General features: G+C 73.3%; 24 protein-coding genes. 14 read left to right on the forward strand and 10 right to left on the reverse strand.

The features are described from left to right. Positions 1 to 32 precede the first annotated feature (32 nt). From ACLQ2W_RS07530 to ACLQ2W_RS07540, 3 genes are all read left to right on the forward strand, one after another. Entirely contained in the window at positions 33 to 872 is an 840-nt protein-coding gene (locus tag ACLQ2W_RS07530; RefSeq protein WP_425785770.1) for a hypothetical protein, read from the forward strand. 172 nt (positions 873 to 1,044) lie between these two features. Continuing rightward, complete coding sequence (locus tag ACLQ2W_RS07535) at positions 1,045 to 2,193, forward strand: geranylgeranyl reductase family protein (protein WP_425785771.1); 1,149 nt, start codon at positions 1,045 to 1,047, stop codon at positions 2,191 to 2,193. A gap of 222 nt (positions 2,194 to 2,415) precedes the next feature. Then, complete coding sequence (locus ACLQ2W_RS07540; protein ID WP_281942819.1) at positions 2,416 to 3,186, forward strand: isoprenyl transferase; 771 nt, start codon at positions 2,416 to 2,418, stop codon at positions 3,184 to 3,186. 152 nt (positions 3,187 to 3,338) lie between these two features. Here the strand turns inward: ACLQ2W_RS07540 and otsB are convergent, their stop codons facing one another. The 3 genes from otsB to ACLQ2W_RS07555 all read right to left on the reverse strand — a co-directional run bounded on the left by otsB (position 3,339) and on the right by ACLQ2W_RS07555 (position 5,193). Next, the gene (gene otsB, locus ACLQ2W_RS07545) at positions 3,339 to 4,166 is read right to left on the reverse strand and encodes a trehalose-phosphatase (RefSeq protein ID WP_425785772.1); all 828 of its coding nucleotides are present in this window, start codon (positions 4,164 to 4,166) and stop codon (positions 3,339 to 3,341) included. Between the two features lie 70 nt (positions 4,167 to 4,236). Further along, entirely contained in the window at positions 4,237 to 4,590 is a 354-nt protein-coding gene (locus tag ACLQ2W_RS07550; protein WP_107162326.1) for a hypothetical protein, read from the reverse strand. A 162-nt stretch (positions 4,591 to 4,752) separates the two neighbouring features. Then, complete coding sequence (locus ACLQ2W_RS07555) at positions 4,753 to 5,193, reverse strand: XRE family transcriptional regulator (protein WP_107162327.1); 441 nt, start codon at positions 5,191 to 5,193, stop codon at positions 4,753 to 4,755. A gap of 264 nt (positions 5,194 to 5,457) precedes the next feature. Here ACLQ2W_RS07555 and ACLQ2W_RS07560 point away from each other — a divergent pair, with 264 nt between their 5' ends. The 6 genes from ACLQ2W_RS07560 (at position 5,458) to ACLQ2W_RS07585 (ending at position 10,839) form a co-directional block, all read left to right on the forward strand. Continuing rightward, positions 5,458 to 5,799, forward strand: a complete 342-nt coding sequence (locus ACLQ2W_RS07560; RefSeq protein ID WP_107162328.1) for a hypothetical protein — start codon at positions 5,458 to 5,460, stop codon at positions 5,797 to 5,799. A gap of 22 nt (positions 5,800 to 5,821) precedes the next feature. Continuing rightward, positions 5,822 to 6,268, forward strand: a complete 447-nt coding sequence (locus ACLQ2W_RS07565; protein WP_425785773.1) for a hypothetical protein — start codon at positions 5,822 to 5,824, stop codon at positions 6,266 to 6,268. A 315-nt stretch (positions 6,269 to 6,583) separates the two neighbouring features. Continuing rightward, entirely contained in the window at positions 6,584 to 7,999 is a 1,416-nt protein-coding gene (locus ACLQ2W_RS07570; RefSeq protein ID WP_396773058.1) for a PhoH family protein, read from the forward strand. A 299-nt stretch (positions 8,000 to 8,298) separates the two neighbouring features. Next, positions 8,299 to 9,006, forward strand: coding sequence for a transglycosylase SLT domain-containing protein (locus ACLQ2W_RS07575; RefSeq protein ID WP_425785774.1), 708 nt, complete (start codon positions 8,299 to 8,301; stop codon positions 9,004 to 9,006). Between the two features lie 103 nt (positions 9,007 to 9,109). Next, entirely contained in the window at positions 9,110 to 9,769 is a 660-nt protein-coding gene (locus ACLQ2W_RS07580; RefSeq protein WP_425785775.1) for a rhomboid family intramembrane serine protease, read from the forward strand. 101 nt (positions 9,770 to 9,870) lie between these two features. Continuing rightward, the gene (locus ACLQ2W_RS07585; RefSeq protein WP_425785776.1) at positions 9,871 to 10,839 is read left to right on the forward strand and encodes an NAD(P)/FAD-dependent oxidoreductase; all 969 of its coding nucleotides are present in this window, start codon (positions 9,871 to 9,873) and stop codon (positions 10,837 to 10,839) included. 65 nt (positions 10,840 to 10,904) lie between these two features. On the opposite strand, the gene ACLQ2W_RS07590 is transcribed toward ACLQ2W_RS07585, so the two are convergent. Further along, positions 10,905 to 11,591 (reverse strand): TetR/AcrR family transcriptional regulator, encoded by a 687-nt coding sequence (locus tag ACLQ2W_RS07590; RefSeq protein ID WP_425785777.1) that lies wholly within the window; start codon positions 11,589 to 11,591, stop codon positions 10,905 to 10,907. Between the two features lie 140 nt (positions 11,592 to 11,731). On the opposite strand from ACLQ2W_RS07590, the gene ACLQ2W_RS07595 reads away from it, so the two are divergent. Beyond that, positions 11,732 to 12,661 (forward strand): NAD-dependent epimerase/dehydratase family protein, encoded by a 930-nt coding sequence (locus tag ACLQ2W_RS07595; RefSeq protein WP_425785778.1) that lies wholly within the window; start codon positions 11,732 to 11,734, stop codon positions 12,659 to 12,661. A gap of 24 nt (positions 12,662 to 12,685) precedes the next feature. Here ACLQ2W_RS07595 and ACLQ2W_RS07600 read toward each other — a convergent pair whose 3' ends face one another. Further along, positions 12,686 to 13,687, reverse strand: a complete 1,002-nt coding sequence (locus ACLQ2W_RS07600) for a DMT family transporter (protein WP_425785779.1) — start codon at positions 13,685 to 13,687, stop codon at positions 12,686 to 12,688. Continuing rightward, positions 13,684 to 14,715 carry a class II fructose-bisphosphatase gene (gene glpX / locus ACLQ2W_RS07605; protein WP_107162337.1) on the reverse strand — a complete coding sequence of 344 codons (1,032 nt, stop codon included), beginning with the start codon at positions 14,713 to 14,715 and terminating at the stop codon, positions 13,684 to 13,686. Before glpX ends, ACLQ2W_RS07600 begins: the two co-directional genes overlap by 4 nt. A gap of 148 nt (positions 14,716 to 14,863) precedes the next feature. On the opposite strand from glpX, the gene ACLQ2W_RS07610 reads away from it, so the two are divergent. Both ACLQ2W_RS07610 and ACLQ2W_RS07615 read left to right on the forward strand, forming a co-directional pair. Beyond that, positions 14,864 to 15,553 (forward strand): DUF4245 family protein, encoded by a 690-nt coding sequence (locus ACLQ2W_RS07610; RefSeq protein WP_425785780.1) that lies wholly within the window; start codon positions 14,864 to 14,866, stop codon positions 15,551 to 15,553. A 90-nt stretch (positions 15,554 to 15,643) separates the two neighbouring features. Then, complete coding sequence (locus ACLQ2W_RS07615) at positions 15,644 to 16,486, forward strand: hypothetical protein (protein ID WP_281942792.1); 843 nt, start codon at positions 15,644 to 15,646, stop codon at positions 16,484 to 16,486. Positions 16,487 to 16,561: 75 nt separating this feature from the next. Here ACLQ2W_RS07615 and ACLQ2W_RS07620 read toward each other — a convergent pair whose 3' ends face one another. Continuing rightward, a complete protein-coding gene (locus ACLQ2W_RS07620) occupies positions 16,562 to 16,774 on the reverse strand; it encodes an exodeoxyribonuclease VII small subunit (protein ID WP_425785781.1) in 213 nt (70 codons plus the stop codon). Between the two features lie 13 nt (positions 16,775 to 16,787). After that, positions 16,788 to 18,044 carry an exodeoxyribonuclease VII large subunit gene (xseA, locus tag ACLQ2W_RS07625; RefSeq protein ID WP_425785782.1) on the reverse strand — a complete coding sequence of 419 codons (1,257 nt, stop codon included), beginning with the start codon at positions 18,042 to 18,044 and terminating at the stop codon, positions 16,788 to 16,790. 69 nt (positions 18,045 to 18,113) lie between these two features. On the opposite strand from xseA, the gene ACLQ2W_RS07630 reads away from it, so the two are divergent. Together ACLQ2W_RS07630 and ACLQ2W_RS07635 are read left to right on the forward strand one after the other, a co-directional pair. Then, a complete protein-coding gene (locus ACLQ2W_RS07630; protein WP_405092425.1) occupies positions 18,114 to 19,100 on the forward strand; it encodes a 4-hydroxy-3-methylbut-2-enyl diphosphate reductase in 987 nt (328 codons plus the stop codon). Positions 19,101 to 19,137: 37 nt separating this feature from the next. Next, positions 19,138 to 19,548, forward strand: coding sequence for a hypothetical protein (locus tag ACLQ2W_RS07635; protein WP_425785783.1), 411 nt, complete (start codon positions 19,138 to 19,140; stop codon positions 19,546 to 19,548). A gap of 96 nt (positions 19,549 to 19,644) precedes the next feature. Here the strand turns inward: ACLQ2W_RS07635 and ACLQ2W_RS07640 are convergent, their stop codons facing one another. Beyond that, the gene (locus tag ACLQ2W_RS07640) at positions 19,645 to 22,938 is read right to left on the reverse strand and encodes a S8 family serine peptidase (protein ID WP_425785784.1); all 3,294 of its coding nucleotides are present in this window, start codon (positions 22,936 to 22,938) and stop codon (positions 19,645 to 19,647) included. Between the two features lie 148 nt (positions 22,939 to 23,086). Next, positions 23,087 to 24,265: a DNA recombination protein RmuC gene (locus ACLQ2W_RS07645; protein WP_425785785.1), complete on the reverse strand. Its 1,179-nt coding sequence runs from the start codon at positions 24,263 to 24,265 to the stop codon at positions 23,087 to 23,089. Positions 24,266 to 24,270 lie beyond the last annotated feature (5 nt).

A 24,270-nucleotide genomic window follows, 5' to 3' on the forward strand; every position in this document is an offset into this window, starting at 1 on the left:
CCGGTTGCCCGCGCCGGGCAACAACGGATGCCATGAGGACGGCCGCCGAACCTGTCGAGGTCCGGCGGCCGTCCGCCGTCCGGGCGCTGACCACGCTGCTCGCCGTGACCGCGGGGGCCACCGTCGTGGTCGAGCTGCTCAATTACTGGTACGCCCCGGAGCAGGAGTTCGGCCTCGCGGTGCGCACCGGTTGGGCGATGCTCCGCTCGCTGGGTTTCCTGATCCTGATCGGGCACGTCAACCGGGGACGGGTGGCGGCCCGCCCGTTCGGGTTGATCCTGGCCGTGACCACCGTCTTCGCGGTGGGTCGCCTGATCGTGCCCCGGCAGGGGGTGCCGGCGCTGCCCGGCCTGCTCGGTTTCGCGGCGCTCACCGCGCTCTGCGTCGCCGTGGTGGTGCTGCTCTACCGCTCCGACGCGGTCCGGGCGCACCTGGTCCGGCACCGCAAGGGCCTGGTCGTCGAGGGCGGGACGATCGCCTGGCGCGAGGTGACGCCGAAGCGCCCACAGGCGAACGGGTGGCTGCTGACCGCCCGGGTCGCCGCGTTCACCTACAGCCCGTTGATGCTGGTGCCGGCGGTGGTGGCGACCGGGTCACTGCTGGACGGCGGGGTCGCCGCCGTACCCGCGGTGCTGTTCTGGATCGGCGCCGGCATCGCGGCCAGCTACGCGGTGCTGTTCTGCACCGCGTTCCTGCTGCGCGGCAAGGGCTGGGCCCGGCGGGCGCTGGTGGTGGTGACGCTGGGCGTGCTCGCGCTCGACCTCCCGCTCTGCTGGTGGCTGCTCGGCCCCGACGGCCTGATCCGCGACGGCGCCCCCCTCCTCACCGCCGCCACCCTCACCCTCTACTCCCTCCACCGAGCCACCCCCTGACCCCCACCCCCACCCCCCACCCCCCACCCCCACCCCCACCCCGTGCGGGACCGGAGTCGATCATGAAGTTGGCGGCGGTTGGGGAGATCGAACTTGCCGCCAACTTCATGATCGACCAGGTGGGGCGGCGCGGTGGGGGGTGGGGGAAGGGTGGGCGGGGGAGGATTGGGGGGTGGGTGGTGATGCGGTGTGGGACGTCGTCGTGGTGGGGGCGGGTCCGGCCGGGTCGGCGGCGGCGCTCGCCGCGCGGCGGGCCGGGGCGGCGCGGGTGCTGCTGCTCGACCGGCACGACTTCCCGCGGGACAAGGCATGCGGGGACGGGATCGCCGCGCACGCGCTGGACGTGCTCGCCGAGCTGGGCGTGACCGGCGCGGTCGACGGATATCCACCGCTGCCGGCGCTGCGCCTGGTCGGCCCCGGCGGTGGCGCGGTGGCCCGGGCGCTGCCCCGGGCGGCGTACACCGTGCCCCGGCGGGTGTTCGACGCGCGGCTGGTCCGGGCGGCGGTCGGGGCGGGGGCGGGGCTGCGGCGGCACACCGTACGCCGGGTGGAGGTCGGCGTCGACCGGGTGGTGCTCGACGGGGAGTTGACCGCCCGCGCGGTGGTCGGCGCGGACGGCGCCGGCTCGGTGCTGCGCCGGGCGCTCGGGCACCCGGTGAACCCGGACCGGCACCTCGCGCTCGCCATCCGCGGCTACGCGCCGGCGCCGCCCGGCCCACCCGAGCAGCTCATCGTGACCTCGGCGGCGCGCTGGCCCGCGTACGCGTGGGTGTTTCCGATCGGCGACGGTCGGGCGAACGTCGGGTACGGGGAGGTGCTGCGCGGCGAGCCGCTGACCCGCACGCACCTGCTGGACCGGATGGCGGCGCTGCTGCCGGGCACCGACCCGGCCACGGTGACCGACCTGCGGGCGCACCACCTGCCGCTCTCCACCCACCGGCCGGCGCCGGGCCGGGGCCGGGTGGTGCTGGCCGGCGACGCGTTGTCGTTGATCAACCCGTTCACCGGCGAGGGCATCTTCTACGCGCTGCGCTCCGGCGCGCTGGCCGGGGCGGCGGCGGCCGGCGCGCCCGCCGAGGCGGCCCGGCGGTACGCGGCGGCGCTGCGCGCCCGGCTCGGCACCCATCTGCGGCACAGCTCGGCGGCGGCCTGGCTGGCCCGGCGGCAGTGGGTGGTGGACGCGGTGGTCGGCGCGGCCGGCCGGGACGAGGGGGTCTACCGGACGGTGGTGGAGCTGGGGCTCGGCGACGGCCGCCTGGACGCCCGCACACTGGGCGCGATCGCCGCCGCCGCGCCGCGCCAACGCCGGCCCCGGGGATGACCTGCCGCGGCAATGCCGGGCCCGGGGGGTGACGCGCCGCGCCGACGACGGCCCCGGGGATGACGCGCCGCGCCGACGCCGGCCCCGGGGGTGACGCGCCGCGCCCGCGCCGGACCGGGGAGTGACCCGCCGGGGTCGGCGTGCCGGGCCGGAGGCGACCCGCCGTCCCGCGATGCGCCACCGCGGCACTGATCTTTCCCGTGGGTCGCTACCCTGCAAGTGATGACTCTGCGGAAACTCCTCTACTCCGTGTACGAGCGCCGGCTGACCGCGAAGCTCGCGGGTAAGCCGGTGCCCGCCCACGTCGGCGTGATGTGCGACGGCAACCGCAGATGGGCCCGGGAGATGGGCTTCGTCGATCCGAACGACGGTCACCGGATGGGTGCCGAGCGGATCAAGGAGCTGCTCCGCTGGTGCGACGCGGCCGGCGTCGGGCACGTCACGCTCTGGCTGCTCTCCACCGACAACCTCTCCCGGCCGGCCGCCGAGCTGGACCCGCTGCTCCAGATCATCGAGGATCTCACCACCGAGCTGGCCGAGCAGGGCAACCCCTGGCGGCTGCGCATGGTGGGCGCGCTCGACGTGCTGCCGGCGCAGCACGCGGCCGCGTTGAAGGCCGCCGAGGAGCGCACCCGGGACCGCGACGGCGGCGCCCAGGTCAACATCGCTGTCGGGTACGGCGGCCGGCGCGAGATCGCCGACGCGGTCCGCTCGTTGCTGCTGGAGCACGCGTCGCGCGGCGGGACGATCGAGGAGTTGGCCACCACGCTCGACGTCGACCACATCTCCGAGCACCTCTACACCAAGGGCCTGCCGGACCCGGATCTGATCATCCGAACCAGCGGGGAGCAGCGGCTCTCCGGCTTCATGCTCTGGCAGAGCGCGCACTCGGAGTTCTACTTCTGCGAGCTGAACTGGCCCGACTTCCGCAAGGTCGACTTCCTCCGCGCCCTGCGCTCCTACGCCACCCGGCAACGCCGCTACGGCGCCTGACCCCGCCCGTCCCCACCGCCCCCGCGTCCGCCGCCCCGTCTCGCTGATCTTGCACATTCGGCCCCGCACCTGGGGCTTTTGCCCACCTTTGTCGGGGCGGTAAGTGCAAGATCGACGGAGCGGGCGGGGGAGGGCGGGGAGGGAGAGGGGGGTCAGGGGGTCAGGTGGGGGAGGGCGGCGGTGAGGAAGTCGCCCAGGGCGGCGGGGGAGTCGAGCGTCAGGTCGGCGGCGTCGGCGACCTCGTGACCGGTCTCCGGGTTGGCGACCGCCACGCACACGCCGAGGAAGTCGGGATCGGTGGCGGCGCGGGCGCGCAGCGCGGCGAACGCCTTGATGTCGGAGACGTCGTCGCCGAAATACCACGCCCCGCCGGCGTCGCGGACCGTCTCGCCGATGACCATGCCCTTGTCCCGGTCCACGGGCGGCTTCAGCTCCAGCACCATGCGGCCGGCCTGACACCGCAGGCCCAGCCGCTCGGCCTGGGCCCGGCCCCACTCCTGCACCAGGTCACCGAGCTGCGGCGCGGTGCGCCAGTGCAGCGCGACGGAGAGCCGCTTGAACTCGACGAGCGCGCCGGGCGGCAGCTCGGCCTGGGCCTGCTCGGCCAGCTCGGCCATGGTCGGCACCCAGGGCAGCGCGGCCGGCTCGGTGACGGTCTCGCCGCCCGAGTGGCTGTGCTCCAGGCCGTAGAGCCCGTACAGGTCGACGCCGGTGAGGCCGCCGAGATGGTCGCGGAGGAACTCCACCGGGCGCGCGGAGACGATCGCGATCCGGCGTACGCGCGGGGCGAGCGCCTCCAGCGCGGCGAGCACCTTCGGCGCGGGGCGGACCGCGGTGGGATCGTCGTCGACCGGCGCCAGTGTGCCGTCGAAGTCGAAGAAGAGCACCACGTCACCCGCACGCGCGGCGGTGGCCCGCCAGGCGTGCTCGGCGTCCAACGGGGTCTTCGGCTGCTGGTTGCCCAGATTCAACGGCGGCACGCGCGACAGCGTACCCCGCGCCGGGCGGCGTATTCGTGGCTGAGATGTGACGTCGGGACGACGCGGGAGTTCAGCGTTCGGCGGCTCCCCGTCCTCGGCGCCCGAACGGCACCACGGCCGCCTCCTGCCCGTGGCTGAGCAGGTACCCCTCCACGAAGCCGGTGTTCCGGTCGCCGGTGTGCGCCTCGATCTCGTTGAGTCGCGCCACCAGGAACTCGGTGAGCGCGCTGACCCGGTCGTTGAGTCGGTCGTGCAACTCGGCCACCACGGCGAGGATCACCGCCGTGCCGGTGGTGGTGAGCGCGAGGAGATTGACGACCAGGGGAAGCTGCCCGCCGTCCAGCACGCCGACCACCACGTTGCCGGTCACGCACGATGTCACCGACACCACCGCGACCACGACTGCCAACCATTTCAGGGTCATGGACAGACCCCTCCTTCTGTCCCGCAGGGCTGGGTTCGGCTGTGTCCCGTCCCCCCGCCGACGACGAGCCCTTAGCAGTACAAACGTGGACGCTAGCCGGTCCGATCCGGCCCCGAGGCGAAACGATCGGTACTGCCTTTCCGTTCTTTCGCCATCTGAGAACTAGCCGGCCTGTTTGCCCCTATTTCGGACATTCGCTGGCAGTGTGGGGCGGTATGCGAGGTAACGAATGGTTTCCCGGATGTGGAACTTCTCCGCGTCGGAGACGTTCGGGTCGACCAGTCGGCGCAGCAGCGCCTCGACGTCCGGGTCCATCGGGGGCGGCGTGGGGGCGGCGCGGGGGCCGGTCGTCCGATCCCAGCCGAGCGCGGTGAACGCGGTGGCCGGATCGAGCCCGAGCCCCTCGCAGAACGCGACCACCCGCTCGGCCTCGGGGTCGCTCGCCCAGTCGCCGCGCACCCAGCGGTTGATGGTCTGGCGGGAGACGCCGGTGCGCCGGGAGACCTCGGTGCCACTCCACGCGCGCATGGCGCGGGCGTCGTCCAACGCGCGGCGGACGAAGGTGGCAAAGGAGATCTTCCGTGCATTGGCCGTCTCGCTCACCCCGTGACGGTACGACCAGTCGCTCGCGCCGGAGTTGCTCGGCGCGCTGGTGTCACGCCTACGTGACGCCGGTGGGTGGCTGCCGATCAACGCTCCAGAACCGCTGTCGAGGGGTGTCACCCGGGCAGGATAGATAGACACCAGTACGGCGGCAAGCGGACGAAAAGCTGATACTGTCACGCCCATGAGACAACTTACGTTGTGTCACGTGCTTGAGACGACAAGTGCTCACATGCGTCACTCCGCCGGTGCGGAGGGGGTGTCGTGACCGAACTCGCGACCCGCGCCCAGGCCTTCGGACTGATCGCGGACGGCGTCTCTGCCGGGCTGAGCGCGCCTTGGCGCCTCTACCTCGCCCGGGGCTGCCGCTACCTCTCGCTCAACGTCGGCGACCGGGAGGAGTGGGACGCCTGGCGGACCCACCTCGGCTGCCCCGAGTTGAGCGTGCGGGTCTACGACTCCGGCGGCGAGATCCGCCGGGCCTCGGTGGCCGAGGTGATCCTCGACGGCTGCCGGATCAGCGTGGAGCTGGTCGAGGAGGTCAGCACCGCCGATCTGGAGCGGTTACTGGTGGTCGATCCGCTGCCCGGGGCGGACGAGCGATGAGCCGGGCGGCGGAGGTGGCCCGGTGAGCCCTTTTCTCGCCGTCGTCCTCGTCCTGGTGCTCGGCTCCACCTGCTACGCCGCCGGCCGGCTGCACGGCCAGCTCAGCTATCGGATCGGCTACCGGTTCGGCTACCGGCAGGGCTACTTCGACGGTGACCGGGGCGCCTGGAACCGTCGGCGTCGGGAGGCGCAGGCCGTCATCGCCTCGGCGCTGGCCACGCCCGCCCCGACGGTGGTGACCTCGGTCGGGCGTACCGGCGCGCCGTTCGCCGGCACCGCCGTGCCCGCCGCGGTCACCGCCCGCCCCGACGCGCCGGGCGTACGGACCGGGGCGCCGGCCGTACGGGTCACCGCGACCGCTCAGCTCGGCGGGGCCGTCGCCCGCGCCGGCACCACGTACACCGGGTCGTCGTTCGGCGCGGCCGCCGCCGGCCCCCGAGCCGGGGCGCTGGTGCGGCGGCCGGGCTGAGGCCCGCTTCCGGTACGCGCCGTGCCCGCCCGCCGTCGTGGCGGCGCGAGGCCGGCGGCTCCGGCCCCGGCCGGGATGCGCGCAGGGGGCATGCATCCCGGCCGGTTCCGGCGTGTTCACCGGTGATCCACCCAGGGCTCTAGCCGAGCGGGCCCACGGCGATTAGCGTCTAGGCATGGCACGGGGTTTTCCCGGGCCAGCCGGACAGCCCGGACCTGCGACCTCGCGCACGGGGCCCGCATCCGACCCCGTGTCCGCCGGGCACCGGAAGAGGCGGAACTCGGGTGGCCGGGTGCCCATCCGCGGAGCAGGCCTGTGACCACTCGCCGTACCCCCGCCGGAGCCGAGCCGACCCCGGCCGCGACCGCCACGACCCGCCGGACCACGCGCAGCCGGCGGAGCGCCGCTGCCGCCACCGCCGGCACCGAGGAGCCCCGACCATCCGGCCCGGCCTTCGTCCTGGACACCTCGGTCCTCCTCTCCGACCCCGCGGCGTTCCACCGCTTCGCCGAGCACGAGGTGGTGCTGCCGCTGGTGGTCATCTCGGAGCTGGAGGGCAAGCGGCACCACCCCGAGCTGGGCTGGTTCGCCCGCCAGTCGCTGCGCATGCTGGACGAGCTGCGGGTGCGGCACGGCCGGCTGGACCGTCCGGTGCCCGCCAACGACTCCGGCGGCACGCTGCGGGTGGAGCTGAACCACACCGACGACGGCGTGCTGCCGCCCGGCTTCCGCAACGAGTCGAACGACGCCCGGATCCTCTCGGTGGCGCTCAACCTGGCTGCCGAGGGCCGCGACGTGACCCTGGTCAGCAAGGACATGCCGCTGCGGGTGAAGGCGGCCTCGGTCGGCCTGCGCGCGGACGAGTACCGGCACGGCCAGGCCAGCGACCCGACCTGGACCGGGATGGCCGAGCTGGAGCTTCCCGACGACGAGATCGGCCGGCTGTACGCGGGCGAGGCGCTCGACGTCGACGCCGCCGCGGGCCTGCCCTGCCACACCGGCCTGGTGCTGCACTCGTCGCGGGGCTCGGCGCTGGGCCGGGTGCTGCCCGACAAGACGGTTCGGCTGGTCCGCGGTGACCGGGAGGCGTTCGGCCTGCACGGGCGCTCGGCGGAGCAGCGGATCGCGCTCGACCTGCTGCTGGACGAGTCGATCGGCATCGTGTCGATGGGCGGCCGGGCCGGCACCGGCAAGTCGGCGCTGGCGCTCTGCGCCGGCCTGGAGGCGGTGATGGAGCGCCGCCGGCACAAGAAGGTGATCGTCTTCCGCCCGTTGTACGCGGTCGGCGGCCAGGAGCTGGGCTACCTGCCCGGCTCGGAGTCGGAGAAGATGTCGCCCTGGGCGCAGGCCGTCTTCGACACGCTGGGCGCGGTGGTGCACGAGAACGTGCTGGAGGAGGTCACCTCGCGCGGCCTGCTGGAGGTGCTGCCGCTGACCCACATCCGGGGCCGGAGCCTGCACGACGCGTTCGTCATCGTCGACGAGGCGCAGTCGTTGGAGCGGGGGGTCCTGCTCACCGTGCTGTCCCGGATCGGTCAGGGTTCGCGGGTGGTGCTGACGCACGACGTGGCGCAGCGCGACAACCTGCGGGTGGGGCGGCACGACGGCGTGACCGCGGTGATCGAGGCGCTGAAGGGCCATCCCCTTTTCGCGCACGTCACCCTCAGCCGGTCGGAGCGTTCGCCGATCGCCGCGATGGTCACCGACCTGCTGGAGGACATCCCGAGCTGACTGGTCTTTATGCCCCACTTTATCCCTATTCAAAGTGTGGCGCAGATCACTTTTGCCTCCCGCGGTTTCCCACCCGCCGCACCGTGCGCGATGGTGTCCATCGAGCGTCACCGACAACTCCAGTGCCTGGAGTCCCATTCGCGTCCGGCACCTCGTCGAGCATTCCCCGCCACGACGGCGGGAGCCACGGGGGTCGGTGCGCCGGCGGAGACCGGTGGGTCGGGGCGCTCGCGGCACCCGGGCGCGGCCGTGCGGCCACGCGTGGTGCCGTGTCCCTGCCTCCGACGAAGGGAAACTTCGTGAGTCGGCTCTGGAGCCGGTTCGGCGCCCGTACGGCCGCTGTCGCGCTGCTCTCCGTGGGCGTCGCCGGTGGTTTCTACCTGGGCGAAGATCGTCAGACCCAGCAGCAGGGCCTGACCGCGCAGGTCGGCCGCGAGGTCGACCGGACCGAATACATCTACCAGCGCGAACGGCAGGCCGACCATCGCCTGCAGTCGTCCAAGCAGCGCGCCGCCGAGTACCAGGCCAAGCTGCGGGCCAAGGCGGCGGCGAAGGAGGCCGCAGAGCGGGCCAAGGCCGCCGAGCGTGCCGCCGCGAACCGCAAGAAGGAGCGCGCCGAGGCGGAGGCCAAGGCGAAGGCGGAGGCGGAGTCCGAGGCGAAGGCCAAGCCGTACGACGGGCCGATTCCCGCGTCCTGCGCGGAGTACAGCGGCAACCGCAAGGTCGGCTGCGCGGTCATGCTGGACAAGGGCTTCGGCATCGACCAGTTCCCCTGTCTGGACAAGCTCTGGACGAAGGAGAGCGGCTGGAACCCGAAGGCGTCCAACAGCAGCTCCGGCGCGTACGGGATCCCGCAGGCGGTGCCCGGCAGCAAGATGGGCTCGGTCGCCGACGACTGGCGGACCAACCCGGCCACCCAGATCACCTGGGGCCTCGGCTACATCAAGGGCCGGTACGACACCCCGTGCGGCGCCTGGCAGCAGTCGCAGAGCGAGGGCTGGTACTGATCGGGTCGAACGGCGGCGGGAGGCCCGGTGATCCGGGTGTCCCGCCGCCGTCGTCTGTCCGCCCGAGTGGCGGTCCGCCGCATTTGCTGATAGCTGTTGACAGGTGACCTGGCAGGACAGCCCACGCGGCGGAGACCCCCACCGGTTCGGCACCGACGCGTTCTACGCGTCGCTCGGCCGGGCGTTCGTCGCCATGTGCGCGGTGGTGCCGGTGCTGTTCCTCATCGAGGCGCTCGACGTCGGGCTGCGGCTCAACCTCGACGTCACCGCCGGCATCATCCCGCACCGCGTCCAGGGCCTGGACGGCGTCTTCTTCTCGCCGTTCCTGCACGCCGGCTGGAACCACCTCTACAGCAACAGCATCCCGCTGATCCTGCTCGGCACGTTCGTGCTGGCCGCCGGCACCCGCCGGTTCCTCTGGTCCACCGCGGTGATCATCCTGGTCAGCGGGCTGGGCGTGTGGTTCACCGGCTCGCCCAGCTCGGTGGTGGTCGGCGCGAGCGGGGTGATCTTCGGCTACCTCGGCATCCTGCTCACCCGGGGCGTGGTGGAGCGGAGCTGGTGGAACTTCGCGGTGGTGCTGCTGGTCGGCCTGCTCTACGGCTGGCAGTTGCTGGGCATCCTCCCCACCGACGAGCGGATCTCCTGGCAGGGTCACCTGTTCGGGCTGCTCGGCGGCGTGGTCGCCGCGATCCTGTTCCGCCGTCGCGCGGACACCGGCACGCCGGACCCGCTCGGGTCGCCGCCGCTCAGGCTGCCCTGACGACGCGATCGATCGACCGGCGGGACATCCTTGCCCCAGGTCACCGGCCCGCCTACCGTCGGCAGCACGGGTTGATCCCTGGCCGAAAGTGACGGTACGCCATGCGCGAAGTCGATCTCGCCGTGATCGGGGCCGGCCCGGCCGGGCTCTTCGCCGCCTACTACGCCGGGTTCCGGGGGCTCTCCGTCGCCGTGATCGACGCGCTGCCCGAGCCGGGTGGTCAGGTCACCGCGATGTACCCGGAGAAGCTGATCCTCGACGTCGCCGGCTTCCCCGCCGTCAAGGGCCGGGAGCTGATCGCGAACCTGCTCGCCCAGGCCGCGCCGTACCACCCCGACTACCTGCTCGGCGTACGCGCGGAGAAGCTGTCCTACCTCGACGGCCGGCCGGTGCTCGGGCTGGCCGGCGGTGCGCAGCTCCGCTGCGGCGCGGTGGTGGTGACCGGAGGGCTGGGCAGCTTCACGCCCCGGCCGCTGCCGGTCGCGGAGAGCTTCACCGGCGCCGGGATCGTCTACTTCGTGCCGCAGCCGGTCGAGCTGACCGACCGGCACGTGCTCATCGTGGGCGGCGGCGACTCGGCGTTCGACTGGGCGGTCACGCTCGCGCCGCTGGCCCGGTCGGTGACGCTGGCGCACCGGCGGGACCGCTTCCGCGCGCACGCCGCCACCGTCGAGCGGGTCCGGGCGCTGCCGGTGCGGGTGGTGGTCAACGCCGAGGTGAGCCGGCTGTACGGCGAGGAGCACGTCACCGGCGCCGAGCTGACCGTACGCGGCGGCGCGGTGGAGACGCTCCCGGTGGACACCGTGGTCGCCGCGCTCGGCTTCACCGCCGACCTGGGACCGCTGACCGAGTGGGGGCTGGCCCTGGACCGGCGGCACATCGTGGTCGACAGCGCCATGGCCACCAACCTGCCCCGGGTGTTCGCGGCCGGGGACATCACCGAGTACCCGGGCAAGGTCCGGCTCATCGCCACCGGCTTCGGCGAGGCGGCGACCGCGGTCAACAACGCGGCGGTCGCCATCGACCCGACCGCGCACCTCTTCCCCGGCCACTCCTCCGACGGCACGTAAGGAGGGGCCCCTTCTTAACGCCTGCGGTAGAGGCGGGGCCCCTTCTTAACAACTGCGGGGGGCCGTCAGGGCAGGCCGACCAGGTCGGCCATCAGGGCGATCTGGTGGTCGAAGTACTCGTCCCGGTGCGGCAGCGCCCGGTTGATCCGGCCGAACAGCTCGAAGCTGATCAGCCCGAAGAGCTGGGTCCAGCCGGCCATCGCCCGGACCATCAGCGCGGGTGGCAACGGCACCCCGGTCAGCGCGGTCAGTTCGGCCAGGTCGCCGCGCAGCGGCTCGGGCAGCTCCTCGTCCGGCGGCGCGAGCCGGCCGGCGGCCATCCCGTCGCGCAGGATGCCGAGCAGCGTCATCGGGGGCCGTTGGGCGGGCGCGACCGTGTCGTCCGGGGCCGCGTAGCCGGGCACCGGGCTGCCGTAGAGCAGCGCGTACTCGGCGGGGTGGGTGAGCGCCCAGGCGCGCGCCGCGCGGCTGGCGGCGAACCAGCGACCGCGGAGGTCGTCGTGGTCGGCGGCGGCGTCGGCCGACTCCACCGCGTCGCCGAGCGCGTCGTACGCCTCCAGGATCAGCGCGGTGAGCAGGTCGTCGCGGCTGGGGAAGTAGCGGTAGATCGCGGAGGAGGCCATGCCGAGGTCCCGGGCGACGGCGCGCAGCGAGAGGTCCGCGCCGTCGGTGGCCAGGTGACGGCGGGCGACCGCCTTGATCTCTTCGATCATCCCGGCGCGGACCCGGGCGCGGAGCGAGGGAGCGACCATGCGCTCACTGTGCCACGAGCGAGAGCGGCAATCAAAACAGAGAGCACTGCTCTTGACTGATGGTCGCTCTGTGAGTCATGCTCTTTTCCGAGAGCAGTGCTCTCCATTCGGACTACTGCTTCAGAGAAGGTGGACCTGTCATGGCCCTGCACGTGATCGTCGGCGCCGGACCCGTCGGCACCGCCACCGCCCGACTGCTTGCCGAGCGCGGCGAGCGGGTGCGCGTGGTGACCCGGCGCGGCACCGGCCCGGAACATCCGGCGGTCGAGCGGATCGCCGCGGACGCCGGTGACGCCGACCGGCTCACCGCGCTGACCGAGGGCGCGATCGCGCTGTACAACTGTGCCAACCCGGCGTACCACAGGTGGGCCACGGACTGGCCGCCGCTGGCCGCCGCGCTGCTCACCGCCGCCGGGCGCAGCGGCGCCGTGCTCGCGACCGTCGGCAACCTCTACGGGTACGGCCCGGTCGACGCGCCGATGACCGAGGCGACCCCGCTCGCCGCCACCGGCACCAAGGGCCGGGTCCGCAACCGGATGTGGGCCGACGCCCTGGCCGCGCACCGCGCCGGTCACGCCCGGGTCACCGAGGTACGCGGCTCCGACTACATCGGCCTCGGCGGCACCTCGCTGGCCATGATGGTGCTGCCCCGGGTGCTCGCCGGGCAGCGGGTGTTCCTGCCTGTCGACTGGGACGCGCCGCACACCTGGACGTACGTCCCGGACGTCGCCCGTACCCTGGTCGCCGCCGCGACCGACGCGCGGGCCTGGGGCCGGGCCTGGCACGTGCCCAGCCCGCCGGCGGCCTCCATGCGGGAGCTGGCCCGGCGGACGGCGGCCCGGGCCGGCGCGCCCGCGCCGCGGCTGACCCGGATGCCGTACCCGGTGCTCTGGGCGGCCGGCGTGGTCAACCCGTTCGCCCGGGAACTGCGCGAGACGGCACACCAGTTCGCCGGTGCGTTCGTGCTGGACTCGTCCGCGGCCACCGCCACGCTCGGCGTCGAGCCGACCCCGCTGGACCGGATCGTCGACGAGATGGCCGCCGGCCTGCACACCCCGGCTCCGCGTTAGCCGGGCCCCCTGCTGACGCGCTGGTTAAGCGGGGGCCCCGCCTCTACCGGAGGCGTTAACCGGGGGCCCCGCCTTACCCCCGGCGGCGATGAGGACGGCGGCGAGGGTCAGGGCGGCGCCCAGGAGGGTGTTGAGGCCGGGGTGTGAGGCGGCGGTGGGCAGGAGCACGTCCAGCAGCACCGCGCCGACGATCTGCCCGGCGATGGTGGCCAGGCCGAGCAGCAGCACCCCGGTGAACCGGACCAGCGCGGCGGCCAGCGCGATGAACACGATGCCGATCGGGCCGCCGACATAGAGCCACGGCTCGCTCGGGAAGCCGCCGGTCGGCCGACCCCGCACCGCCACCTCCACCGCGAACGTGGCGAGCAGCGCCACCGTGCCGACCGCGAAGTTGACGAGCGTGGCGGTCAGCGCGCTGTCCGCCGCCGCGCGGACCCGGCCGTTCACCGCCTGTTGCCAGGCGATGCCCACGCCGGCCGCCAGCGGCAGCAGGGCCAGCGCCAGCGCGCCCGGGTCACCCAGCCGGTCGCCCACCGCCAGCAGCACGGCCAGCACGGTGAGCACCGCGCCGATCAGCCGGTTCGGGGTGACCGCCTGCCGGCCGGTCGGGCCGATGCCGGCGCGGTCCACCAGCAGGCTGCTGCCGGACTGCCCGGCCACCACCGCGACGGTGAAGACGGCCACGCCGAGCGCGCCGATGGTCAGCCCCTGCGTCGCCACCAGGAACGCGCCGCACACGCCGCCCAGGCACTGCCACGGCCGCAGCGTGCCGCTGCGCAGCGCGCCGCGCAGCGCGGCCAGCCCGCGCCGGCCCCCTCCGGTGGCGGGGACCAGCACCAACAGGATCACCAGGCCCAGGCCGAACGAGACCACCGCGGCGGCGATCCCGTCGGCCAGCCGTACGCCCAACTCGCCGTTGATCCGGGACTGGAGCGCCACCAGGACGCCGGAGCCGGTGGCCAGCCCCACCCCGGCGATCCGCCGGCCGGTCGACAGCGTCGGCGTCGGCGTCCCGGTCGTGGTCACTCCTGCTCGGCCAACGGGCGCCCGTCGAAGTCGACAGCCGAGTAGAGCGCCAGCTTCTCCAGCCGGTGGTACGAGTCGATGACCCGGATCGTGCCGCTCTTGGAGCGCATCACGATCGACTGGGTGTACGCCCCACCGGCCCGGTAGCGCACGCCGCGCAGCAGGTCGCCGGAGGTGACACCGGTGGCCACGAAGAAGCAGTTGTCGCCGGTGACCAGATCGTCGGTGAACAGCACCCGGTCCAGGTCGTGCCCGGCGGCCAGCGCCTTCTCCCGCTCCTGGTCGTCCTTCGGCCAGAGCTTGGCCTGCATCATGCCGCCCATGCACTTCAGCGCGCAGGCCGCGGTGATGCCCTCGGGAGTGCCGCCGATGCCCATCAGCACGTCGACGTCCGACTCGCCGCGCGCCGCCGCGATGGCGCCGGCGATGTCGCCGTCGGAGATGAGCCGGATGCCGGCGCCGGAGCGCCGGATCTGCTTCACCAGGTCGTCGTGGCGCGACCGGTCCAGCACGCAGACCGTCACCTCACTGGTGTCGGTGCCCTTGACCTTCGCGATCCGGCGGATGTTCTCGGCGACCCCGGCGTTGATGTCGACCACGTCGGCGTACATCGGGCCGACCGCCAGCTTCTCCATGTAGAAGACCGCGCTCGGGTCGAACATCGCGCCGCGCTCGGCCACCGCCAGCACGGCGAGCGCGTTCGGCATGCCCTTGCTCATCAGTGTGGTGCCGTCGATCGGGTCGACCGCCACGTCGACCTCGGGACCGGTCCCGTCGCCGACCTCCTCGCCGTTGAAGAGCATCGGGGCGTTGTCCTTCTCGCCCTCGCCGATCACCACGACGCCCCGCATCGGGATCGAGTTGATCAGCTTGCGCATGGCGTCGACGGCGGCGCCGTCACCGCCCTCCTTGTCGCCCCGGCCGACCCAACGGCCGGCGGCCATGGCCGCGGCCTCGGTGACCCGGACCAGATCGAGGGCGAGATTGCGGTCGAGATCCTGGGGCGTCCGCGTACCGGTGGTTGTCATGGCGGCCTCCTCCTCGCGACGTTGCGGGGTGGACCGGCGGGGGTGCCGCCGGTTTTGTCGCTGATCCTCACACGATCTCAGGTTCGCCGCCCCGGCGGGGCGGAGGAGGCCAGGATCACCTTCCCCGTCGGGCTGCGACAATGGCCGGGTGGAACCCGCACAGCCTGCCGACCGCGTACCGTCCGACGCCACGCCGCCCGACGGCCAGCCGCCGGTGCGGCCCGGCGCCACCCCGCCGGACGGGACGCCCGCGCTCGTCGAGCCGTCGGCGTCCGCGCCGCTCGCCGACGCCGGTGAGCGTCCCGCCCCGCCCCCGGGGAAGGAGAAGGCCCGCTCCGAGCGGTCCCCGAAGGACATGGTGCTGTCGCTGCTGATCCTGCTGGTGCCGATCGCGCTGCTGATCGCGTTCTACCGGGGCTTTCTCGGCGGCGACTCGCCGGTCACCGTCGATCCGGCGCCCGCGCTGGAGCAGGCCCGCGCGGCCAACGCCTTCCCGGTCGCCACGCCGACCGGGCTGGGCGACGACTGGCGTACGGTGAACGCCCGCTTCCGGACCGAGACGGACGGCGCGACGCTGCGCATCGGGTACCTGACCCCGGAGGGCCGGGGCGCGCAGCTCGTGGAGAGCAACATCCCGGCGGAGAAGCTGCTGCCGGCCGAGCTGAGCGACGGCCAGCCGCAGGGCCCGGCCGACCTGCCGGACGGGCTGAGCTGGCAGCGGTACACCGCCCGCGGCAACGAGCAGGCGCTCGTCCTGCTGGAACCGAACCGCACGGTGATCGTGGTCGGTGACGCGGGGGAGACGGAGCTGCGCCGACTGGCCGCCTCGCTGCGCTGACGTCCCCCGGTCGGGTGACCGGGATTGCCGAACGCCGCTTCAGGGAACAGAAGGGACACGATCCCGGACGACCCACCTGGAGAGGTTGACGTGAAGATACGACGCTTCAGCGCCACCGCGTTCGCCGCGGCGCTGCTCATTCCCGGCCTGGCGGCCTGCAACGGCAACGGCACGTCCGACGCCTCCGCGACCCCGAGCGCCGGCGCCTCCGGCAGCGTCGCCCCCAGCGCCACGGCGTCCGGCAGCGCGGCCAAGCAGGCGCTGCTCGACTCCACCAACGCGATCCGGGAGGGCAACTTCCGGTTCGCCATGACCGGTGCCGGCTCCACCGCCGAGGGGCAGGTGCACCAGCCCAGCCAGAGCGCCGAGATGCGGATGACGATCGGTGACCCGTCGTCGGACCTGATGATGAAGCTGGACCTCATCCACGCCAAGCCGGACAGCTGGGTCAAGCTGGAGCTGGGTGGCACCGCCGCCACCCAGATCCCCGGCGTGAAGAACCTCAACACCGGCAAGTACCAGCACCTCGACCAGAGCCGGATCAAGGGCAACCGGGCGCTGGGCTTCGACTTCGAGAAGATCGACCCGGCCGGCAGCGCCGTGCTCACCCAGGGCATCACCGACGTACGGCAGAGCGGCGACGGCGCGTACGAGGGCACCGTCGACGTGTCGAAGGCCGCCGAGGCGGGCTCGCTCGACCCGGCCGTGATCACCGCGCTCGGGGCGCAGGCCCAGTCGGTGCCGTTCACCGCCAAGGTCGACCCGCAGGGCCGGCTCAGTGAGCTGGTGCTCAAGATCCCGGCCGCCGGCCAGAGCGCCGCGCAGGACGTCAAGATCACCTACAGCGACTACGGCGCCGCCGCGGCGGCCCAGAAGCCCCCGGCCGACCAGGTCGTCGAGGCGCCGCCGGAGCTGTACAACCTGTTCAACTGACCGGAGGTCGTCCGGCTCGTCGCCGGTACGCCGCAGTGGCATCCCGACGCCGCTGCGGCGTACCGCCTCCGGGGCTCACTCCCCGGCGCGCTGCCGGGCGGCGTCGATGCGGGCCCGCGCGCCGTCCAGCCAGTGCTGGCAGACACCGGCGAGCTGCTCGCCGCGCTCCCACAGGGCCAGCGACTCCTCCAGCGAGGTGCCGCCCGCCTCCAGCCGTTCCACCACCGAGGCCAGCTCGGCGCGCGCCTGCTCGTAGCTGAGCTGCTCGTCCTTGGTCTTCTCAGTCATCGGTCCCATCTCATCAGCCGTCGACGGTGGCGGTCAGCTCGCCCTCGGCGAGGCGTACCCGCAGTGGATCGCCCTTGGCCACCTCGGACGCCGCGCGGACCACGTGGCCGTCGCCGCGCTGGACGATGGCGTAGCCACGGTCGAGCGTCGCCGCCGGGGAGAGCGCGCGCAGCCGGGCCAGCGTGTGCCGCAGATCGTCGTCGGCGGCGCCCAGCCGGTGCGTCAGGCACCGGCCGGCGCGGTCCCGCATCGCGGTGACCTCGACGGCGCGCTGGTCGACCATCACCTGCGGTCGGGCCAGCACCGGGCGGGAGCGGAGCAGGTCGATCCGGTGCTGCTCACGGTCGACGAGATGGCGTACGGCCCGCTCCAGCCGGGACCGGGCCTGCCCGATGAGGCGGACCTCCTCGGTCAGGTCGGGCACGATCCGCTTCGCCGCGTCGGTGGGCGTGGAGGCCCGGACGTCGGCGACGTAGTCGAGCAGCGGCGCGTCGGTCTCGTGGCCGATCGCGCTGACCACCGGCGTGCGGCAGGCGAAGACCGCCCGGCACAGCGCCTCGTCGGAGAAGGGCAGCAGGTCCTCGATGCCGCCGCCGCCCCGGGCGATGACGATCACGTCGACCGTCGGGTCGGCGTCGAGCACCTTGAGCGCGCCGATGATGTCGGGCACCGCGGCGGACCCCTGCACCGCCACGTTGACGGTGCGGAAGTCGACCGCCGGCCAGCGGCGGCGGGCGTTGGTCAGCACGTCGCGCTCGGCCGCCGAGGCCCGCCCGGTGATCAGGCCGACCCGGCCCGGCAGGAACGGGAGCCGCCGCTTGCGGGACCTGTCGAACAGCCCCTCGGCCGCCAGCAGCTTCTTGAGCTTCTCCAGCCGGGCCAGCAGCTCGCCGAGGCCGACCTGGCGGATCTCGTCGGCGCGCAGGCTCAGCGTGCCCCGCGCGGCGTAGAACTCGGGCTTGGCGTGCAGCACCACCCGGGCGCCCTCGCGCAGCTCCGGCGCGCCCGCGTCGAGCACGTCGCGGTTGGTGGTGACGGTTAGGCTGAGATCGGCCGACGGGTCACGCAGGGTGAGGAACACGGTGGCGGCGCCGGGCCGGCGGCTGACCTGCGCGACCTGGCCGTCGACCCAGACCCAGCCGAGCCGGGCGATCCAGGCGCCGACCTTCTGGCTGACCACCCGGACCGGCCACGGCTCCTCGGAGGTGCTCCGCTCCGGGGGCGTGCTCCGCTCCGGGGGCGTGCCCCGACCCACCTCACCCGCGCTCACCCCGCCCACCCTACGGCCCGGGGCCGACAGGCCGGGCGAGGGCGCGGCGGGCGCACGTACCATGGTCGGGTGACTGACGCTGAGACGACTCCCCGGACCGGCAAGCGCGTGCTCCTGGCCAAGCCCCGCGGCTACTGCGCGGGCGTGGACCGGGCGGTGCAGACCGTCGAGGAGGCGTTGAAGCTCTACGGCGCGCCGATCTACGTCCGCAAGCAGATCGTGCACAACAAGCACGTGGTGCGCACGCTGGAGGCCCAGGGCGCGATCTTCGTGGAGGAGAACGAGGAGGTGCCGGAGGGCGCCACCGTCATCTTCTCCGCCCACGGTGTCGCCCCCGAGGTCTACGAGCAGGCCAAGGAGCGCTCGCTGAGGGCGATCGACGCCACCTGCCCGCTGGTCACCAAGGTGCACCACGAGGCCCGGCGGTTCGCCCAGCAGGACTACGACATCCTGCTCATCGGTCACGAGGGGCACGAGGAGGTCATCGGCACCGCCGGTGAGGCCCCCGCCCACATCCAGCTCGTCGACGGGCCGGACAGCGTCGACCAGGTCACCGTGCGCGACCCGGAGAAGGTGGTCTGGCTCTCCCAGACCACGCTCTCGGTCGACGAGACGCTGGAGACCGTGGCCCGGCTCAAGCAGCGCCTACCGCTGCTCCAGTCGCCGCCCAGCGACGACATCTGCTACGCCACCTCCAACCGCCAGCACGTGGTCAAGGAGATCGCCCCCGAGTGCGACGTGGTGATCGTGGTCGGCTCGCGCAACTCGTCGAACTCGGTCCGCCTGGTCGAGGTCGCGCTCGACGCCGGCGCCCGCGCCGGGCACCTGGTCGACTTCGCCCACGAGATCGACGACGCCTGGCTCGCCGGGGCCCGCACCGTGGGGCTGACCTCCGGCGCGAGCGTGCCGGACGACCTGGTCCAGGACGTGCTCGCGCACCTGGCCGAGCGCGGCTTCGCCGACGTCGAGGAGATCACCACCGCCGACGAGCGGCTGACCTTCTCGCTGCCGCAGGAGCTCAAGCGCGACATGAAGGCCGCCGCGGCGCGCGGCTGACCGGGAACGGATCCGGCACCCCGCGCGTCCAATCGACATGAAGACTCCTCGGACGGTGCTCGTCGCCCTCCTCGCCGGTGTCGCGCTGACCGCCTGCGCCGGCCCGGGCGACGAGCCCGCCAGCCCCAGCCCGAGCCCGACGGGAGCCGCCCCGGTGACCAGCCAGCCCGACCCCGCCCCCAGCGCGAGCCCCAGCCGCCCCGACCCGACCTGGAAGGGCGGCCCGTCCACGCCGCCCGGCGTCGGCGGCACCACGCTCAGCGGCACCATCCGCGCCGGCGTCGAGCCGAACTGCCTGCTGCTCGACGACCACCTGCTGGTCGGCGGCCCGCGCGACCTGCTCAAGGCCGGCGCCAAGGTGGAGGTCACCGGCCGTCCCGAGCCGGGCATGATGACCACCTGCCAGCAGGGCACCCCGTTCGTCGTCGAGTCGGCCCGCCCCGCCTGACGCACCCCGGGCACACGGCGACCCGTTCGGGCCACCGGACGCACGCAGGAGCCCCGCCCCCCGGACCGGGGGACGGGGCTCCCGTCGTACCAGCGGCTAGTTGACCGCGTGGATCTGCACCGAACCGCGGCCGACGACCGCGCCCTCGGTGGTGGTGACGGCCATGTCACCGAACAGCTCCCGGCCGGCGGCCGGGGTGGCGAGCGCGGTCACCGCACCGGTGAGGGTGGCGGTGGCGCCGTTGGCCAGGGACAGCGGCGTGGCCGGCGCGGAGAGCGAACCCAGCGCCGGGGACGCGAACGAGTCACGGTAGTCGTACGCCGTGCCGCCTGCGGTGACCGCGTAGCCCTCGATGACCACCCGGTAGGTGGCGGCCACCGGGTTGGTCAGCGTGACGGCCTCCTCCGAGTCGCCGTCGGCCGACCGGCCCACCTCGGTGGTGCCCCGGAAGATGTACAGGTCCAGGTCGGCGCCGAGGTCGGCGGTGTTGCCGATCCGGGCGGAGAACGAGGTGGTCCCGGCCGGGATGTCCACCGTGTACTCCTGGGTCGCGCCCTCGGTGATGGTCGGCCGCTCGGCGCGCACGCTGGAGAGCGGGCCGCCGACGCCGGTCACCTGGACCGGGCCGAACGTGTTGGTCAGGTTCCAGCTCACCGGGGCCGGCGTGCCGGCGGTCACCGACGGCAGTTCGACCACGGCGGGCTCCACCTGCACACCCTGCACACGTGCCTGGAGCGTGAACGGGTTGTCCAGCGCCGGCGACGTACGCCGCGACTCCACCTCGATCTCCCAGACACCCGGAATCGGGTTCTGGTAGTCGCGCTCCTGCGGCTTGCAGGCGGCGGCGTCGGAGAAGTTGGTGTAGCAGGCGGTGCTCGCGGTGCTCTCGACCGGCACGCCGTACGGGTTGATGGCGATGAACCGGGTCTGCGAGCCGGTCGCGATGCCGGACAGGTTGACCTGGAGCGCGCCCGCGCCCTGCGGAACCGTCACGAAGTACGACGTGAAGCTGTTCCGCTCGACCGAGCCGTTGGCCGAGAACGAGTACGCCGGGCCGGTCACCGCGTTCGAGGCGACCACGACGGTGGCGACCTCGAAGTCGACGACCGAGGTGGCCGGGTCGTCGACGGTCATGATCGCGCCGTGCGCGCCGACGGTCATCGGCTTGGCCTTCACCTTGACGGTGACGGTCGAGTTCAGCGGCAGCCAGACCTCCTTGGGGGCGGTCCAGGTGCCGTCGTTGCCGCGGAAGTCGACCAGGTGCTTGACGCCCTTGTTCGGGCCGCTGGTGCGGGTCAGCTTGACCTCGTAGTAGCGGCTCTCCTTGGCCTTCTGCCCGCCCCGGTCGGCGGCGCAGCGGTTGTAGACGCCGGTGCCCACGTTCGGGCTCGGCACGAACGTGCCGGAGGCCCGGTCGTAGCGGGTCAGGTTCGGCGACAGCTCGGTGCAGACCGTGGCCTCGGAGGTGTAGGTGCGGGTCGGCACGCCCTGGGCGAGCAGGTTCCACGCGCCCGGCACGTCGACCATGCCGTAGCCCTGCGCGTACGTCGGGACGCCCGCGATCGGCTTGGCCGAGGTGTAGACGGCCCGGCGCAGCGCGGCCGGGGTGACGCCGGTGCCGGTCGCCTTCGCGGCCGACAGCAGCAGCGCGGCGGCGCCGGCGGTCTGCGGAGCGGCCATCGAGGTGCCGTTCAGCATCTGGTAGCCCGGGGGCAGCGGGTAGCCCGCCTCCGGCACCGGGTTGCCCGCCTGCCAGGTCGGCGCGGTGGAGATGGCCGAACCGGGAGCGGTGATGTTCGGCTTGAAGCCGCCGTCCTCACGCGGGCCGCGGGAGGAGAAGTTGAACAGCCAGTTGTCCTTGCGGACCACCGAGCCGTAGTTCGCCAGCCAGGTGTCCTTGCTGACGTTCGCCGCGACGCTGACCACGTCGGTGGCGACCGACGGGTCGCCGACCGTGTTCAGGCCCGGCCCGGAGTTGCCGGCCGAGATGAACAGCTGCACACCGTAGGTGTTGATCAGGTCGTTGTAGAGCACGGCGCGGGCGTTCGAGCCGTCGTTCAGCGCCGGCAGGCCGCCGATCGACATGTTCACCACGTCGACCCTGCGGTTGACCACCAGGTCGACCATGCCGGTGGTGAGCGCCGCGGCGGTGCAGCCGCCGCCCCACGAACAGGCCCGGGCGGAGACCAGCTTGGCGCCCGGGGCCGCGCCGTCGAAGGCGCTGTTGCCCAGCATGTCGTTGGCGGCGGTGATGCCGGCGACGTGCGTGCCGTGGGTGCTCTCGACGATGCCGATGTTGACGTAGTCGACCAGGCCGGGGCCCCCGACCGGGGTGGTGTCGACGTTGCGCCGGTACTCGACCACGAACGGGATCTGCTCCCGCACGTCGGTGGCCGGGTTGTCGGTGCCGAACTGGCCGACCTGGAACTTCTCCTTGTACGGGCGCATCACCGCGTCGTCGGTGAAGTCGTTGTTCTGGTTCACGTCGACGCGGATGTCACCGTTGGCCGGGTTGTAGAGGATGCCCCAGGCGTCGGTGGTGTCCCCGTCCCGGTTGACGTCGCCCCGCGCGTCGCTGCCGGCGGTGATGTTCTCGCGGAACACGTTGAACTTGTAGGTGCCGGCCGGCGCCGTCCAGGTGCCCAGCGAGTTGCTGAACGTCGGGCCGGTGACCTCGGTGGTCATCGGGCGCCAGGACGCGTCCTCGAGCGGGTCGGTCGCGGTGACCCAGTCGACGATCTTGCGCTCGCCGGTGGTGGTCTGCTGGAGGGCCGGCTGGTTCAGGTCGACGCCCGAGTCCATGATGCCGATGGTGACGCCGCGGCCGTCCCACTCCGGGTGGGCGGCCTTGAACGCCTCCGCGCCGGTCTCGTTGGTCGGCATGTACGGGTTGACCGCGCCGGTGTCCCCGCCGGGGCCGGCCAGCGTCTCACCCTGCTCGGCGGCCTTGGCGCCGTTCGGCGCGGCCTCCGGCGTCGGGTCGGGGAGCGTGATGGTCTCGTCGAGGTCGGCGGCGGCGACGCCGGGCAGCGTGGCGGCCTTGAGCGCCTTGGCGGTGGGGACCTTGGCCAGCACGTAGCCGACCTGGTCGTACCGCTGGCTCACGGTCGCGCCGAGGCCGGTCAGCCCGTCGACGACCTTCTTGGCCGAGCCCTTCTTCGCCGCGATGATCATCGTGACGGTCGGCGCGTGCTTCGCCTCGGCCACGTCGAGCAGCTTGGCGTCGTGGGCGCCCAGGGCCTTCGCGGCGGTCGGCTGCGAGGGTCGGGGGGCGGCGGGGGCCGCGCTCGCGGTCGCGGCGCCACCCCCGACGGTCATGGCCCCGGCCGCGAGGACCGAGGCGAAGAGCGCGGCGGAGGGGCGCCGGCTCCGATTGCGGGGTTGACTCACGTTCTCTTCCTCCAGAGAACAGGGCCCTTCAGGGGACAGGGCGCGTGTGACGCAGATCCTTCGTGGCGTGTCGAGTCGTGTCACTACCGGGGTTGGCTTTGTGACCACTCCGTGACAAGGATCGGCCGTCATCGTCATGTCGACCGTGTTAGACGTCGATGCCTGCCGACCGTTCAGCCGATGTGGACGACCCGTCCAGCAACTCCGGCGCCTGCGGCTGCCGGGGCGCCAGCTCGACCTGCGCCGGGGCGGCCAGCTCGTCGCCCGACACGCCCAGCTCGGCCAGCTTGCGCGCGCTGACCAGCACCCGGGCCTCCAGCGAACCGACCGCCCGGTTGTACGCCGTCACCGCCCCGCTCAGCGAGCTGCCCAGCTTGCCGACGTGGTCGCCCAGCGTGGACAGCCGCCCGTACAGCTCGCGGGCCAGCGAGTGGACGGTGGCCGCGTTGCGCGCCAACGCCTCCTGCCGCCAGGAGTAGGCGACCGTACGCAGCAGCGCCACCAGCGTGGCCGGCGTGGCCAGCACCACGTTGCGGGTGAACGCGTGCTCCAACAGCGAGGGATCACGCTGCAACGCCACGTCCAGGAACGGGTCGGCCGGCACGAACAGCACCACGAACTCGGGCGTCTGGTCGAACGCGGTCCAGTAGGACTTGGCGGCCAGGCTGTCCACGTGTGCCCGCAGGTGTCGCGCGTGCGCGTCGAGCTGGGTGTCCCGCCCGCGTTCGTCGCGCGCCTCCATCGCGGTCAGGTAGGCGTCGAACGGCGCCTTGGCGTCGACCACCACCGTGCGCCCGCCGTGCAGCCGCACCACCAGGTCGGGACGGACCCCCTGGTGCTCGGTGGCGGCGGTGACCTGCTCGCTGAAGTCGCAGTGCTCCAGCATGCCGGCCGCCTCGACGATCCGCCGGAGCTGGTGCTCGCCCCAGCGTCCCCGCACCTGCGGCGCGCGCAGCGCGGCGACGAGCTGCTTGGTCTCGGTGCGCAGCTCACCGGAGACCGTGCTCATCGCGCGCACCTGCTCGCGCAGCTCGGCGTAGGCGTCGACCCGGTCGTGCTCCAGCTCGGCGACGCGCTGCTCGTAGCGGCGCAGCGAGTCGTGCAGCGGCGCGACCGCCCGCGCCACCGCCTCCTGCGACTGCGCGGTCGCCTCGTAGCTGAGCGCGCGCATCGACTGCTCCAGCCGCCCCTCACCCTCCCGGGTGGCCGCCAGCGTCGCCTCCAGCCGGGCCACTTCGGCCGCCGACCGGGCCCGCGCCGCGAGCCAGCCCACCGCGCCGCCGGCGGCGAGGCAGAGCACCACCACGGCCAGCGTCGAGAAGCTCATGCCGG

Source organism: Micromonospora sp. DT227, from assembly GCF_049841835.1.
Classification (GTDB): Bacteria; Actinomycetota; Actinomycetes; order Mycobacteriales; family Micromonosporaceae; genus Micromonospora.